This window comes from Methylobacterium sp. HMF5984 (assembly GCF_045033435.1).
GTDB lineage: Bacteria > Pseudomonadota > Alphaproteobacteria > Rhizobiales > Beijerinckiaceae > Methylobacterium.
In genome coordinates this window covers 1697166-1710995 of the sequence record NZ_JBJFLN010000001.1, presented here as the reverse complement: position 1 = coordinate 1710995, position 13830 = coordinate 1697166, and the positions used below count along the sequence as shown (strand labels likewise).

Annotated in this window: 14 protein-coding genes; 10 read left to right on the top strand and 4 right to left on the bottom strand. The window is 69.4% G+C overall.

Going from position 1 to position 13830, the window contains the following annotated elements:
* Nucleotides 1–62 precede the first annotated feature (62 nt).
* Nucleotides 63–317, bottom strand: coding sequence for a hypothetical protein (locus ACFZ8E_RS08130; protein WP_187275371.1), 255 nt, complete (start codon nt 315–317; stop codon nt 63–65).
* Nucleotides 318–545: 228 nt separating this feature from the next.
* On the opposite strand from ACFZ8E_RS08130, the gene ACFZ8E_RS08125 reads away from it, so the two are divergent.
* The gene (locus ACFZ8E_RS08125; RefSeq protein ID WP_244028521.1) at nt 546–1400 is read left to right on the top strand and encodes a S49 family peptidase; all 855 of its coding nucleotides are present in this window, start codon (nt 546–548) and stop codon (nt 1398–1400) included.
* A gap of 45 nt (nt 1401–1445) precedes the next feature.
* Here the strand turns inward: ACFZ8E_RS08125 and ACFZ8E_RS08120 are convergent, their stop codons facing one another.
* On the bottom strand, nt 1446–1709 hold the full coding sequence (locus ACFZ8E_RS08120; RefSeq protein WP_147725407.1) for a hypothetical protein: 264 nt from the start codon (nt 1707–1709) through the stop codon (nt 1446–1448).
* A 211-nt stretch (nt 1710–1920) separates the two neighbouring features.
* Between ACFZ8E_RS08120 and ACFZ8E_RS08115 the strand changes: the two genes are divergently transcribed.
* The 4 genes from ACFZ8E_RS08115 to ACFZ8E_RS08100 all read left to right on the top strand — a co-directional run bounded on the left by ACFZ8E_RS08115 (nt 1921) and on the right by ACFZ8E_RS08100 (nt 6177).
* The gene (locus ACFZ8E_RS08115) at nt 1921–2859 is read left to right on the top strand and encodes a glycine--tRNA ligase subunit alpha (protein WP_243937789.1); all 939 of its coding nucleotides are present in this window, start codon (nt 1921–1923) and stop codon (nt 2857–2859) included.
* The gene (locus tag ACFZ8E_RS08110; RefSeq protein ID WP_405042555.1) at nt 2856–3302 is read left to right on the top strand and encodes a DUF3828 domain-containing protein; all 447 of its coding nucleotides are present in this window, start codon (nt 2856–2858) and stop codon (nt 3300–3302) included. Before ACFZ8E_RS08115 ends, ACFZ8E_RS08110 begins: the two co-directional genes overlap by 4 nt.
* Nucleotides 3303–3395: 93 nt before the next feature.
* Nucleotides 3396–5606: a glycine--tRNA ligase subunit beta gene (gene glyS, locus ACFZ8E_RS08105; RefSeq protein ID WP_405042554.1), complete on the top strand. Its 2211-nt coding sequence runs from the start codon at nt 3396–3398 to the stop codon at nt 5604–5606.
* Nucleotides 5607–5823: 217 nt separating this feature from the next.
* Nucleotides 5824–6177: an endonuclease domain-containing protein gene (locus ACFZ8E_RS08100; RefSeq protein ID WP_405042553.1), complete on the top strand. Its 354-nt coding sequence runs from the start codon at nt 5824–5826 to the stop codon at nt 6175–6177.
* Nucleotides 6178–6186: 9 nt separating this feature from the next.
* Here the strand turns inward: ACFZ8E_RS08100 and ACFZ8E_RS08095 are convergent, their stop codons facing one another.
* Complete coding sequence (locus ACFZ8E_RS08095) at nt 6187–7188, bottom strand: magnesium transporter CorA family protein (protein ID WP_147841290.1); 1002 nt, start codon at nt 7186–7188, stop codon at nt 6187–6189.
* Between the two features lie 211 nt (nt 7189–7399).
* Between ACFZ8E_RS08095 and groES the strand changes: the two genes are divergently transcribed.
* Together groES and groL are read left to right on the top strand one after the other, a co-directional pair.
* Entirely contained in the window at nt 7400–7687 is a 288-nt protein-coding gene (groES, locus tag ACFZ8E_RS08090) for a co-chaperone GroES (RefSeq protein ID WP_055886789.1), read from the top strand.
* Nucleotides 7688–7770: 83 nt separating this feature from the next.
* Nucleotides 7771–9423: a chaperonin GroEL gene (groL, locus tag ACFZ8E_RS08085; protein WP_147725401.1), complete on the top strand. Its 1653-nt coding sequence runs from the start codon at nt 7771–7773 to the stop codon at nt 9421–9423.
* A 326-nt stretch (nt 9424–9749) separates the two neighbouring features.
* On the opposite strand, the gene ACFZ8E_RS08080 is transcribed toward groL, so the two are convergent.
* On the bottom strand, nt 9750–10433 hold the full coding sequence (locus ACFZ8E_RS08080) for a peptidase inhibitor family I36 protein (protein WP_246687867.1): 684 nt from the start codon (nt 10431–10433) through the stop codon (nt 9750–9752).
* A gap of 318 nt (nt 10434–10751) precedes the next feature.
* On the opposite strand from ACFZ8E_RS08080, the gene ACFZ8E_RS08075 reads away from it, so the two are divergent.
* From ACFZ8E_RS08075 to ACFZ8E_RS08065, 3 genes are all read left to right on the top strand, one after another.
* On the top strand, nt 10752–11045 hold the full coding sequence (locus ACFZ8E_RS08075) for a hypothetical protein (protein WP_405042552.1): 294 nt from the start codon (nt 10752–10754) through the stop codon (nt 11043–11045).
* A gap of 129 nt (nt 11046–11174) precedes the next feature.
* The gene (locus ACFZ8E_RS08070) at nt 11175–13289 is read left to right on the top strand and encodes an ABC transporter ATP-binding protein/permease (RefSeq protein WP_147841288.1); all 2115 of its coding nucleotides are present in this window, start codon (nt 11175–11177) and stop codon (nt 13287–13289) included.
* 174 nt (nt 13290–13463) lie between these two features.
* Nucleotides 13464–13763: a hypothetical protein gene (locus ACFZ8E_RS08065; RefSeq protein ID WP_405042551.1), complete on the top strand. Its 300-nt coding sequence runs from the start codon at nt 13464–13466 to the stop codon at nt 13761–13763.
* Nucleotides 13764–13830: the final 67 nt, after the last annotated feature.

Below are 13830 nucleotides of genomic sequence, written 5' to 3'. Positions count from 1 at the left end.
GGGCAAATCATCCGCGACGCGTGAAAAGAGGGGGGCGTCCCGGACGCCCCCCTCGCAAAACCTCAGTAGAACCGCAGCCGGCGATGATGACCGTGATGGTGGTGGTGATGATGCCGGCGCCAGTGATGGTGACGGTGCCAGCGGTGATGCCGGTGCCAGCGATGGTGGCGATGCCAATGGCGGCGGCCGTGCCAGCGGGCATTCTGCACCAGCGGCGCGGCATCGTTCTGCGCGGCGGTGATCGGCACCGTCATCGGGGCGGCCTTCGCCGAGAGGCTCAGGCCCGTCGCGCCTCCGAGCAGCGCGAGCACGACCATCAGAAATCTCCAGGATCGCATCGAGACGTCCTCTCCTTGCCTGTGGGACGGGCGAGGGGTCGGGCCCCGCCCGGGCGGAGAACGCTCCGCCGCGCCGGAAACGGCGGCCGGCGCGATTCGGTTCGATCGGCAGGCCGCGAAACGACGCGCCCTGCTCCGCAAGCCTTGCCGTGGGGCCGGCGATGACCACCTCCCCCGACGCGGGCCTTCTCCCACCATCGGATCTCCATGTCCTTCGCCGTTCCGGATTTCGTGCGTGCGCTCCTGCCGGCGCGCTTTCGCAAGACGCGGCCGCGCGTCGCCGTGGTGCGCCTGAACGGCGCGATCGGCGCGGTCTCGCCGCTGCGCCCGGGCCTCTCGATCGCCACGGTGGCGGGCAGCCTGGAGCGCGCCTTCGCGGTGCCGGGCGCGGTCGCCGTGGCGATCGTGATCAACTCGCCGGGCGGCGCGCCGGCGCAATCCCACCTGATCCACCGGCGCATCCGGGATCTCGCCGTGGAGAAGAACCTGCCGGTCTACGCCTTCGTCGAGGACGTGGCGGCGTCGGGCGGCTACATGATCGCCTGCGCGGCCGACACCATCGTCGCCGACCCGACCTCGGTGGTCGGCTCGATCGGTGTCGTCTCGGCCGGCTTCGGGTTCGACAAGCTGCTCGCACGCATCGGCGTCGAGCGCCGCGTCCACACCCAGGGCGACGCCAAGGCGATGCTCGATCCGTTCCGGCCGGAGGACCCGGCCGACGTCGAGCGCCTGCTGCGCATCCAGGCCGACGTGCAGGACCTGTTCACCGGTCTCGTCACGACGCGTCGCCCGACGTTGAGGTCCGGCGAGAACCTGTTCACGGGGGCGATCTGGACGGGACGGCAGGCTCTCGAGCTCGGGCTCGTCGACGCGATCGGCGACATCCGCTCGACGCTGCGCGCCCGATTCGGGGAGGGCGTCGACCTGAGGCTGATCGCCGAGGCGAAGGGGTCGTTCGTCGCCCGCCTGCTGCGCCGCGGGGCGCCGGGCGGGATCGGCTTGGCCGACGAGGCCATCGCCGCGATCGAGGAGCGTGCGGCCTGGGCGCGTTACGGCCTGTGAGGCGACGTCGCGCGCAGGCCGCCAGGCCGTCACACGACGGCGCGCTCAGCGTGCGAGGCAGGCGGCGTCCGGCGTGCCGTACCCGCTGTAGACCACCCGCACCTTGCGGGTGCAGCCCTCGGCCTTGACGGCCGGCGCGGCGACGGGCGCCACCTCGACCGGCACCACTGCGACCGGCACGGCCACCGCCGAGACGTCGTCCACGGTGGCCAGCGCGCTGCTGGCGCTCATCACCAGCGGTGTCGCGACGAGCGAGGCGGCGACGAGGACCGCGAAGACGGTGACGTTCTTCTTGGCGAGGCTGCGCATGACTGTTGTTCCGTCGCGTTCGGCCGGGGCGGGCGGCCGATATCCCAGTGTTGGGCAATAAACTTGGCCGTCGCGATACGGTTCCGCTTGTCTGCCGAAATTGCGCCGCAATCGGTGTGCGCCCGCACCCGCGCCGGCGTCGCGGTTGCCCAATGCGGTCGCCCGCGCTTAAACGCTGCCGCCTCCCCTGCCCGACGACGAAGAAGCGCCCATGCCGAGCGATGCCGATCTCAGCCCGAAAACGTCGTTCCAGGGCCTGATCCTGACCCTGCAGCGCTTCTGGGCCGCCAAGGGCTGCGTGATCCTGCAGCCCTACGACATGGAGGTCGGGGCGGGCACGTTCCACCCGGCGACGACGCTGCGCGCGCTCGGCCCGAAGCCTTGGAAGGCCGCCTACGTCCAGCCCTCGCGCCGGCCGAAGGACGGGCGCTACGGCGAGAACCCGAACCGGCTGCAGCACTACTACCAGTTCCAGGTCATCCTGAAGCCGAACCCCGAGAACCTGCAGGAGCTCTACCTCGAATCGCTCGCCGCGATCGGCGTCGATCTCGCCCTGCACGACATCCGCTTCGTCGAGGACGACTGGGAAAGCCCCACGCTGGGTGCCTGGGGTCTCGGCTGGGAATGCTGGTGCGACGGCATGGAGGTGAGCCAGTTCACCTACTTCCAGCAGGTCGCCGGCCTCGAATGCGCACCGGTCGCGGGCGAGCTGACCTACGGGCTGGAGCGCCTGGCGATGTACGTGCAGGGCGTGGAGAACGTCTACGATCTGAACTTCAACGGCGGCGTCGGCGCGGACAGGGTGAGCTACGGCGACGTATTCCTGCAGGCCGAGCAGGAATATTCGCGGCACAACTTCGAGGCGGCCGACACGGCGATGCTGTTCCGCCAGTTCGCCGATTCCGAGAAGGCCTGCCGCCTCTACCTCGACGCCGGCGCTCCCGAGCGCGCTGGCGCGCGCCACCGCATGGTTCAGCCGGCCTACGACCAGTGCATCAAGGCGAGCCACGTCTTCAACCTGCTCGACGCCCGCGGCGTGATCTCGGTGACCGAGCGCCAGAGCTACATCCTGCGGGTGCGTGAGCTGGCCAAGGCCTGCGGCGCGGCCTGGCTGCTGACGGAGGCCGGCGGCGCGCCGGCGGCGGCATGAACCGGTTCGCGTTCGCCGCCCTGGCCTTGCTCGCCCTCGGCGCTGCTCCGGCCTTCGCCCAGTCCGCCACCGACCCGGTCGAGACCGTGCGCGCGTTCTACGCCAAGGACGATATCGGCGCGGTCGGCTTCTATGCGGCGCGCCTGCGCTCGCTCTACGAGCGGGACCGGCGCGAGGCCGGAAACGAGGTCGGCCGACTGGATTTCGCCTTCTACGTGAACGGGCAGGACACCGAGGCGAACTGGGAGAAGACCTTGAAGCTCACCATGCTCGCATCCGACGACGCGCGTGCGGAGGTGCAGGCGACCTTCCACAACGGCACGCCGCAGGACCTGCGCTACGATCTCGTGCGCGAGAACGGGCGCTGGCTGATCGCCGACGTGCGCTCGACGACGGCGCAAATCTGGGACCTCGTGACGATCCTTTCTGCGAAGCTGCCCTAGCCCGAGCGCGACGCGCAGATCGGCGGCGGCATCCCGCGCCTCTCCGCACGCTCCGTCTCGACGGACGCGGAGCGGGCGTCTATTCCCGCGGCCATGCCCGATTTGCTGCTCGAACTCCGCTCCGAAGAAATCCCGGCCCGCATGCAGCGGCGCGCGGCCGAGGATCTGAAGAAGCTCGTCACCGACGCTTTGGTTGAGCGCGGCTTCCTCTACGACGGCGCGAAGGCCTTTGCGACCCCGCGCAGGCTGGCGCTCCACGTCGCCGGCTTGCCCGCGCGCGGCGAGGCTTTGCGCGAGGAGCGGCGCGGACCGAAGGTCGGCGCGCCGGACGCCGCGGTGCAGGGCTTCCTGCGCGGCGCCGGGCTGACGAGCCTCGACCAGGCGCGGACGATCATCGACCCGAAGAAGGGCGAGTTCTACCTCGCGGTGATCGAGAAGCCCGGCCGCGAGACGCTGGACGTGCTGGCCGACATCCTGCCGGCGATCATCAAGAGCTTCCCCTGGCCGAAATCCATGCGCTGGGGGGCGGCCTCGGCGCAGGCGGGCGCCCTGCGCTGGGTGCGCCCGCTGCAATCGATCGTCGCGACCTTCGGCCCGGAGACCGAGACGCCGGACCTGGTGCCGTTCGAGGTCGGCGGCATCACGTCGGGCACCACCACCTACGGCCACCGCTTCCTGGCGCCCGGCGCGATCGAGGTCCGTCGCTTCGACGACTACGTCCGGAGCCTGGAGCGCGCCAAGGTCGTGCTCGATGCGGATCGCCGCAAGGACATCATCCTGCACGACGCCCGCGACCTCGCCTTCGCCCGCGGCCTCGAGCTCGTGGAGGACGAGGGCCTGCTGGAGGAGGTCGCAGGCCTCGTCGAATGGCCGGTGGTGCTGATGGGCACCTTCGACCAAAGCTTCCTCGACATCCCGGGCGAGGCGGTGCGCGCCACCATCCGCGCCAACCAGAAATGCTTCGTCGTGCGCGACGCCGGCGGCGCGCTGGCGCCGGCCTTCGTCCTGGTCTCGAACCTCGTCGCCACGGACGGCGGCGCCGCGATCACCGCGGGCAACGAGCGCGTGGTCCGCGCCCGGCTCTCGGACGCGAAGTTCTTCTGGGAGACCGACAAGGCGATCCGCCTCGCGGACCGCCTGCCGAAGCTCGACACCATCGTGTTTCACGAAAAGCTCGGGACGCAGGGCGAGCGGGTGCAGCGCATCGCGGCGCTCGCGCGTGAGCTTGCCTCCCTCGTCGGCGCCGATGCCGACCTCGCCGAGCGCGCCGCGCGGCTCGCCAAGGCGGACCTCGTCACCGAGATGGTCGGCGAGTTTCCCGAGCTGCAGGGCTTGATGGGCGCCCGCTACGCCGCGCTCCAGGGCGAGAACCCAAGCGTCTGTGCCGCGATCGAGGAGCACTACAAGCCGGTCGGGCCGAGCGACCGCGTGCCGACCGATCCGGTCTCGGTGGCGGTGGCGCTCGCCGACAAGCTCGACACGCTGGTGGGCTTCTGGGCGATCGACGAGAAGCCGACCGGGAGCAAGGACCCGTACGCGCTGCGGCGGGCGGCTTTGGGGGTGATCCGGACCACGCTGGAGCGGTCCCTGCGGCTGCCGCTTTCGAGCGTCGCCAACCGACAGTTCGCCATCGCGGAAACCCGCGGCGCGCCGGCCGCCTCCGCCGAGCCCGCAAGCATCCGCGAGGACGATCTCGGCTCGGCCGGCTTCCATTTCTCCGCAATCGTCGAGACCGACGGCGAGGCCGACCGAAGCCCGTCGGCCCAGCGCGTCGCCGACCTGCTGGCCTTCTTCGCCGACCGCCTCAAGGTCTACCTGCGCGACAAGGGCGCCCGCCACGACCTGATCGATGCGGTCTTCGCGCTGCCCGGACAGGACGACCTGCTGATGGTGGTCCGCCGCGTCGAGGCGCTCGGCGCCTTCCTCGACACCGAGGACGGCAGGAACCTGCTCGCCGGCGTCAAGCGCGCCTCGAACATCCTGCGCATCGAGGAAAAGAAGGACGGCCGCGCCTACGATGCCGAGCCCGATGCCGTGCTCGCCGCCGCCGGTCAGCCCGAGGAGCGGGCGCTGGCCGAGGCTTTGGCGACGGCGCGGGCCGAGGCCTCGGCGGCGGTCGCGAAGGAGGATTTTGCCGGCGCGATGCGGGCGCTCTCGCACCTGCGCGCCCCGCTGGACGCCTTCTTCGAGCACGTCACCGTCAACGCCGACGACGCGGCGCTTCGCGAGAACCGCCTCGCCCTCCTCAACGCGCTGCGCGCCGCAACCCGCGAAGTCGCAGACTTCTCGGCGATCGTGGGGTGAACCGCGGGTCCCTTCTCCCAGGGGGAGAAGGGCAGGACGATCTACACTTCCGATAGGATGAAGCGCGGGTCCCCTCTCCCGTCCGGGAGAGGGACAGGGTGAGGGATGCGCCTTCTCCGGATGAACCTGTCCCCTCACCCCAATCCACTCCCGAACGGGAAAGGGAGTGCGTCGCGCATCCGCGAGATCGCGTCGGCGTGTGAGGTCAGGTCATGGCATGCCGAACCCGACGCAGCGTGCGAAGAGTTTGCGGGCGGCGCAGACCGGTGCGGAGGCACGGCTCTGGCGCATCCTCCGCAATCGGCAGCTGAACGGGCGCAAGTTCCGGCGGCAATGGCCGATCGATCGCTACGTCGTCGATTTCGCCTGCATTGAGGCGAAGCGCGTCGTCGAGGTCGTGGGTGCGACGCATGGATCGCAGGCCGCGATCGCGTCCGATGCCGATCGGACCGAATGGCTCGGACGATGCGGGTTCGAGGTCGTCCGCATCGCCAACGCCGAGATCGACGAAAACCTCGACGGCGTCCGCGAGACGATCCTCGCCGTGATCGAGCGGCGCGATGTCCTCTGACGCGCCGCCTCAGAACCAACCCTTGATACGGAACACCACGATCGGGATGATCGCGCTCGCGAGGATCAGGCTGAGCGCGTAGGGATAGCCGTAGGCCCAATCCAGCTCGGGCATGTGCTTGAAGTTCATCCCGTACATCGAGGCGATCAGCGTCGGCGGGACGCCGACCACCGAGACGACGGTGAGGACGCGGAAGACGTTGTTCTGCTCGATGTTGATCAGGCCCAAGGCCGCGTCGAGGAGGAACTGGACGTTCTCCGAGAGCCGGGTCTCGAACTCGTCGAGGGATTCGATGTCCCGGCGGATCGTCTCGAAGCGCGCATCGGTCTCCTCCTGGGCCAGCACCTGCTCGCAGGCTCCGGCGACGAAGGGCACGATGCGCTCGAGGCCAAGCAGGCTCGCCCGGATCTTGCCGAGCACCTTCCCGCGGCGGGCGATGCCCCGCAGGATGCGCTTCAGCGCCAGGTCGCGGCGGCGCGGCGGAGCCTTCTCGTCGGATTTCGACGGTCGGGCGCGCACGTCGAAGTCGAAGATCCGCGTCGAGAGGCCGTCGAGCTCGGCGCCCATGTCCTCGAGCGCATCGGCGAGGCTGTCGACCAGCTCCTCCATCAGCAGCAGGAAGACCTCGATCCCGGTCTTGGCGACCTCCCCCTCGTCGATCCGCTTGCGCACCTCGGTGAAGGCGCGGAGCTCGTGGAAGCGCACGGTGACGAGGTGGTCCGGCGTCAGGACGAAGCCGAGCGGCTTGAGCAGCGAGTCGGTGCTCTCGAAGGTCACCATCGGCGTCGAGAGCGACAGGCCGTTCTTCAGCCGGCGCAGGCGGCTGGAGCTCTCGACCTCGGACAGCGCCTTGCGCGAGGGCACGCGGATGCCGGTGGCCTCCTCCACCGCCCGGGCCTCCTCGGGGGTCGGATCGTTGAGGTCGATCCACACGGTCTGGGTCGGGACGGCGGCGCGACCGCCGGTGTCGCTCGGCGCGAGCGCGCCCTCGGGGCCGTGCAGGCTGAGCATGAAAGGGAATTCCGTCGGCGCTTGCGATGAGGGAGAGAAACCCGGCGCGCGACGGCCGCCGCGGGGTGCGACAGACTTGACTCGCCAAGGGGCCGCCGCTATCTCGCCCGCAGCCTTGGCACTCATCTTCCACGAGTGCTAACGGCCAGGGTTGGACGCGGGTCTCCGCTGCATCAACGCCGATTTGCGAATTCAAACAAGAGGGCAGCTCATGAAGTTCCGTCCGCTGCACGACCGGGTCGTCGTCCGCCGCATCGAAGGCGAAGAGAAGACCAAGGGCGGCATCATCATCCCCGACACCGCCAAGGAGAAGCCGCAGGAAGGCGAGATCGTCGCCGTCGGCCCGGGCGCCCGCGACGAGGCCGGCCGCATCAACGCGCTCGACGTCAAGGCCGGCGACCGCGTCCTGTTCGGCAAGTGGTCGGGCACCGAGGTCAAGATCGACGGTCAGGATCTCCTGATCATGAAGGAATCCGACATCATGGGCGTCGTCGCCTGACGTCTTCGGACACCTGACGTAACCGCCCTTCGAGGCCCGCCCGGGTCTTGGGGCTTCTCCACCAACGAAAAGGAATCCTGCACATGGCAGCGAAAGACGTTCGTTTCTCCTCCGACGCGCGCGACAAGATGCTCCGCGGCGTCGACATCCTCGCGGATGCCGTCAAGGTGACGCTCGGCCCGAAGGGCCGCAACGTCGTGATCGAGAAGAGCTTCGGCGCGCCGCGCATCACCAAGGACGGCGTCACCGTCGCCAAGGAGATCGAGCTCTCCGACAAGTTCGAGAACATGGGCGCCCAGATGGTGCGCGAAGTGGCCTCGAAGACCAACGACATCGCCGGTGACGGCACCACCACCGCGACCGTCCTCGCCCAGGCGATCGTCCGCGAAGGCGCCAAGTACGTCGCCGCCGGCATGAACCCGATGGACCTGAAGCGCGGCATCGACCTCGCCACGGCCGCCGCGGTCAAGGACATCATCGCGCGCTCCAAGAAGGTCGCCTCGTCCGAGGAGGTCGCCCAGGTCGGCACGATCTCGTCGAACGGCGACAAGGAAATCGGCGAGATGATCGCCCACGCGATGCAGAAGGTCGGCAACGAGGGTGTCATCACCGTCGAGGAAGCCAAGACCGCCGAGACCGAGCTCGACGTCGTCGAGGGCATGCAGTTCGACCGCGGCTACCTGTCCCCGTACTTCATCACGAACGCGGAGAAGATGGTCGCCGAGCTCGAGGACCCCTACATCCTCATCCACGAGAAGAAGCTGTCGTCGCTCCAGGCGATGCTGCCGGTGCTCGAGGCCGTGGTGCAGACCGGCAAGCCGCTGGTCATCATCGCCGAGGACATCGAGGGCGAGGCGCTCGCCACCCTCGTGGTCAACAAGCTGCGCGGCGGCCTGAAGGTCGCGGCCGTGAAGGCGCCGGGCTTCGGCGATCGCCGCAAGGCGATGCTTGAGGACATCGCGATCCTCACGCAGGGCCAGATGATCGCCGAGGATCTCGGCATCAAGCTCGAGAACGTCACCCTGCCGATGCTCGGCCGCGCCAAGCGGATCCGCATCGAGAAGGAGACCACGACGATCATCGACGGTTCGGGCGAGAAGGCCGACATCGAGGCGCGCGTCGGGCAGATCAAGGCGCAGATCGAGGAGACCACCTCGGACTACGACCGTGAGAAGCTCCAGGAGCGCCTGGCCAAGCTCGCCGGCGGCGTCGCGGTCATCCGCGTCGGCGGCGCGACCGAGGTCGAGGTCAAGGAGAAGAAGGACCGCGTCGACGACGCGCTCAACGCCACCCGCGCTGCGGTGGAAGAGGGCATCGTGCCCGGCGGCGGCACCGCCCTGCTCCGCGCCAAGAAGGCGGTCGCCGCCCTCTCGAGCGACAACCCCGACGTCCAGGCCGGCATCAAGATCGTGCTGAAGGCGCTCGAGGCCCCGATCCGTCAGATCGCCCAGAACTCGGGCGTCGAGGGCTCCATCGTCGTCGGCAAGATCACCGACAACACCAGCTCCGAGTCCTACGGCTTCAACGCCCAGACGGAAGAGTACGTCGACATGATCCAGGCCGGCATCATCGACCCGGCCAAGGTCGTGCGCACCGCTCTGCAGGACGCGGCCTCGGTCGCCGGCCTGCTCGTCACCACCGAAGCCATGATCGCCGACTCTCCGAAGAAGGACAGCGGCGCCCCCATGGGCGGCGGCGGCGGCATGGGCGGCATGGGCGGCGGGATGGACTTCTAAGTCCGAGCCACCATTGCAACGTCGGAAGGGGGTCGCCGCGAGGCGGCCCCTTTTTTCGTTGCGCTTGGGCCCGGGTCGGCGCCGTCTTCCCGACGCTGTGAAACGATCGGCGAGCGGACGCTTGGACGACGAGGGGGCTCGGGCGGCTTCGGGGAAGCCTGCAGCAGATCTGTCTCGACCATTGGCCGCGCGCGCGGCCTCCCGCGGACATCCTGAGCGGGAGGCTCTGACGCGACGCGCTTCAAGCCTTTCAACCGGGAAGTCGACGAGAGCCGCGGCGGCGATACTGCAAAAAGGACGACAGGAGCGATCGACGACGCGCCGTGTCAGCCCGCCCGCTTTCCGCAGCGGACGTAGGATGCGGTGCCCTTGCCGCTCGTCCAGGTCAGGCGGTCGCCGTCGACGACGAGGCGGACCTGGGAGGACCAGCGCCGGCCGCGCTCGGCGCAGTCCGCGGCCATGGTCCAGGCGTTCCCGACGCGTCGGCCGTCGTGGAAGCTGCAGATCGTCCGCCCGGCACTGGCGCGCTCGGGCGTGATCGTCGCGGGGATGTAGCCGCGTCGGCGCGAGCGCTTGCCGCAGGCGGCCTCGGTCGGGCCCCAGGTCCCGACGTACTCGGCGCGCTCCACCCGCGGCGGCGGTGCGGGCACCGGAGCAGCGGCCGGTGCCGAGACCGCCGCGACGACCGGAGCCGGCGCTTCGACGACGCGCGGCACCTGTACCTCGGGCACCGGCGTCGCGGCCGCGACGGCGATGGTCTGCGGCAAGGGGGGGAAGCCGAAGGCGGGCACCTCCGGCGGGGCGGCGGCGGCCGGCCTGAACGGGAGATCTTCGCTGAGGAACGTCACGCTGTACCCGAACAGCGTGCCCCAGCCGGCGGCGAGCGCGACGAACAGCGCGACCCAGCGCTTCGAAACGGGACGGCCCGCTCCGCTGCTCTGTTCCGTCGGGTACGCCTCGAGCCCCGCCGCCATCGTCATCCCGCCCTCCCCTTCGTGGGCCGCACGCATCCGACGCCGAAATCTTCCGTGCGCCCGTCCGTCGCGACGCGGGAGCGATGTAGATGCCGAAGGTCCGCCGGGACGCCGCCTCGAAGATCCAGCGATTCGCAGACTGCGCACCGCGGGCGACGAAATCTTAACAAGTCTTGCGCGGCGCGAAATCCCTAAACGCGCGAATACGGCGCTGCGGCGGCGACGGATCGCAGGTGGGTCTTCGACGCGACACTTCCGACGTTGCATCGGTGCAATGGCGGGTGCGCCGATTCACTGCCATGCTCGCGCGCCGCTCCCTTCAGGGCGAGCCAACGAGGCGCCCGATTCCCAGCGATGAGATGCTTCGCCACGGCTCTTGTGATCGCCCTCGCGTCGGGGCCGGCCTCGGCGCAGACGCGGCAGGCGACACCGCGCATCGCCTGCGCGGACGTGATGGAGATGGTCAAGCGCGGCGGCGACGTGACGATCGCGGTCGGCGGCGCGCAGCCCGAGCGCATCGTGCGCGACCGCAGCTTCTGCGACCTGTCCGAGATCGCCGAGCTTCGCCTCGTGCCCACCCGGGACAACCCGCAATGCCCGATCGGCTATCGCTGTCGCGAGCCGGGCTTCGAGGAATGGAACTGGTAGGCGGCCGGCTCACGCGCGGTTGAGCGTCGCGCCCGGGCCGGTGCCACGATCTCGCCACGACCCGCGGTCACTGCCGCCGGGAAGGGCTTCGCGAACGGAGCCGATCGTCAAGATTTCCGGGAGACGCGCGTGGCCGCACTTCGAAGCGGGCTCGGCCTGCAGGCCGTCCTCACGGCGCTCGCCGCCCTCGCGCTGCTGGCGGCACCGGGCGTCCCCTCCCCGCCGCTTTACGTCTCGCTCGCGGGCTTCGCCATGGCCGGCATCCTGCTCGCCTCGGCCAACCTCTCCGCCTACCTGAAGGTCTTCGTCTCGGTCTACGGGATCGGATACCTCGTCCTCGCCGGCGGCAAGACGCTGGCCGCGATGGGAGCGCTGCCGCCGACGCTCGCCGCCCTGCTCCCGCCGGACTTCGCGGCCACGGGCGCCGTGGTGTTCGGCGGGCTGGTCCTGGCGATCTCCTACCTGAAGCCGATCCGCGCGATCACCCTGATCGCCGATCCGTACTTCGCCAGCCGCGAGGCGCCGACCCGGGAGATCGGCCCGTTCCGCTTCTTCGGCAACACCGAGGGCAAGGTCGGGCAGCGGCTGGTGGCGCTGTCGATCTTCATCACCTTCGCCCAGGTGGCGCTGCAGCTGCGCCTGAACTTCTGGTTCCGCGACCTGTTCAATGCGCTGCAGGAGTACAATGCCGACGCGTTCTGGTACCAGCTCGTCTGGATCTTCGCCCCGCTCGCCACGATCTGGGTCGTGGTCGGCATGTTCGACACCTTCGTCGACGCGTCGCTCCACCTGCGCTGGCGGACCTGGCTGACCCGGAGCTTCTACGAGCGGTGGCTCGACGGCGGCACGCATTACCGCATCCCCTTCACCGGCGAGCACGCGGACAACCCGGACCAGCGCATCCAGAGCGACGTCAACCTGTTCATCTCGCAGACGACGACGCTCTCGATCCGCCTGCTGTCACAGGCGGCGACCCTGGTCTCGTTCATGGTCATCTTGTGGGGCCTGTCGCGCGATTTCGTCTTGCCGTTCACCGACACCGTGGTCCCGGGCTTCCTGGTCTGGCTCGTCGTCGGCTACGCGCTGGTCGGCACCTGGCTGACGCACCTGATCGGACGCCCGCTGATCGGGCTCGACTTCCGGCAGGAGAAGGTCGAGGCCGACTTCCGCTTCTCGCTCGCCCGCTCGCGGATCTACTCCGAGCAGATCGCGCTCCTGCGCGGCGAGCGCGCGGAGAACGTCAGGCTGAAGAGCCTGTTCGGCGAGATCATCGACAACTACCTCGGCATCATCTACCGGCGGATCAAGCTCGGCAGCTTCACGCTGTCCTACAGCCAGATCAGCGTGGTGTTTCCCTACATCCTCGCCGCGCCGAGCTACTTCCTCAAGAAGATCACCCTCGGACAGTTCCAGCAGACCGGCGACGCCTTCTCCAGCGTGCAGTCGTCGCTGTCGTTCTTCATCAACTCCTACGTCACGATCGCGGCCTACAAGGCCAACACCAACCGTCTCGCCTCGTTCAAGCGCGCGATGACGCTGGCCGAGGCTTATTCCGCCGCCTCCGACGGGCTCGGCCACGGCAACGCCACCGGGTCCGACGTGACCGCGACCGGGCTGACGCTCGCCCTGCCCGACGGGCGGACGATCGTCACCGCCGACAGCCTTGCGATGACGAAGGGCGCGTCGACGCTCGTCACCGGCCCCTCGGGCTCCGGCAAGTCGACCCTGTTCCGCGCGATCGCCGGGATCTGGCCGTTCGGCAAGGGCCGGATCGACGTGCCCGCCGGCCAATCGGCCCTGGTGCTGCCGCAGCGGCCCTACATTCCCCTCGGCACGCTGCGCGGTGCCGTGTGCTACCCGAACACCACCGACCAGTTTCCGGACGCGGCGATCCGCGAGGCGCTGGTCGCGGCGCAACTGCCGGCCCTGGTCGATCGCCTGGACGAGGTCGACGCCTGGGACCAGCGCCTGTCCGGCGGCGAGCAGCAGCGCCTGGCGATCGCTCGCGCGGTGCTGGCCAAGCCCGAATGGCTGTTCCTCGACGAATCCACCGCCGCCCTCGACGAGCCGAGCGAGGCCGGCATCTACCGGATGCTGCGCGAGACCCTGCCCAACACCACGATCGTCTCGATCGGCCATCGCTCGACCTTGCACGAGCACCATCAGCGCCGGGTCGACATGCAGAGCACGGGGGACGGCCGGTTCAGCCCGCGCGAGCTTCGCGCCGCTGCGCCAGCGGAATAGTCCCGGCTCCAAAACGTAAGACACCGACGTTAGACGGCTCATCGTCGTCGCCTGAAGTCGCCGTACAGCAATGCGGGAGGGTTCACCCGTCCGCATTGCCAGGTTGAAATAATAAAGGAACCCTCCGGCAGTCCTGACGTTTGATACCCGCCTTAAGAAACTGCGGAGAAACGCATGACCAAGATCACCACTTTCGCCGGTGCCGCCGTCCTCGTTCTGATGTCGTCGGCCGCGTTCGCCGCGCCGTGCTCGACCGGAACCACCGTCACCCCCGACAAGGACGCCAGCAAGGCCTCGACGGTCGATCCGAAGGCCACCGCCAACACCAGCCCCGGCGCCAAGGGCGAGTCGCCCGGCACCGTCGGCGCGATGAACAAGGCCGGTTCCGCCGCCGGAGCCACCTCGCCGGCGGACGTCAACGCCCAGGACAAGGGCAACCCGACCGCCGCGCAGGCTGCCAAGAACGATTGCTGATCGACGATAGCGGATCGGCATCGATACGGTTCGAGACGTTGCGCCCGCTCCGGGAAACCGGGGCGGG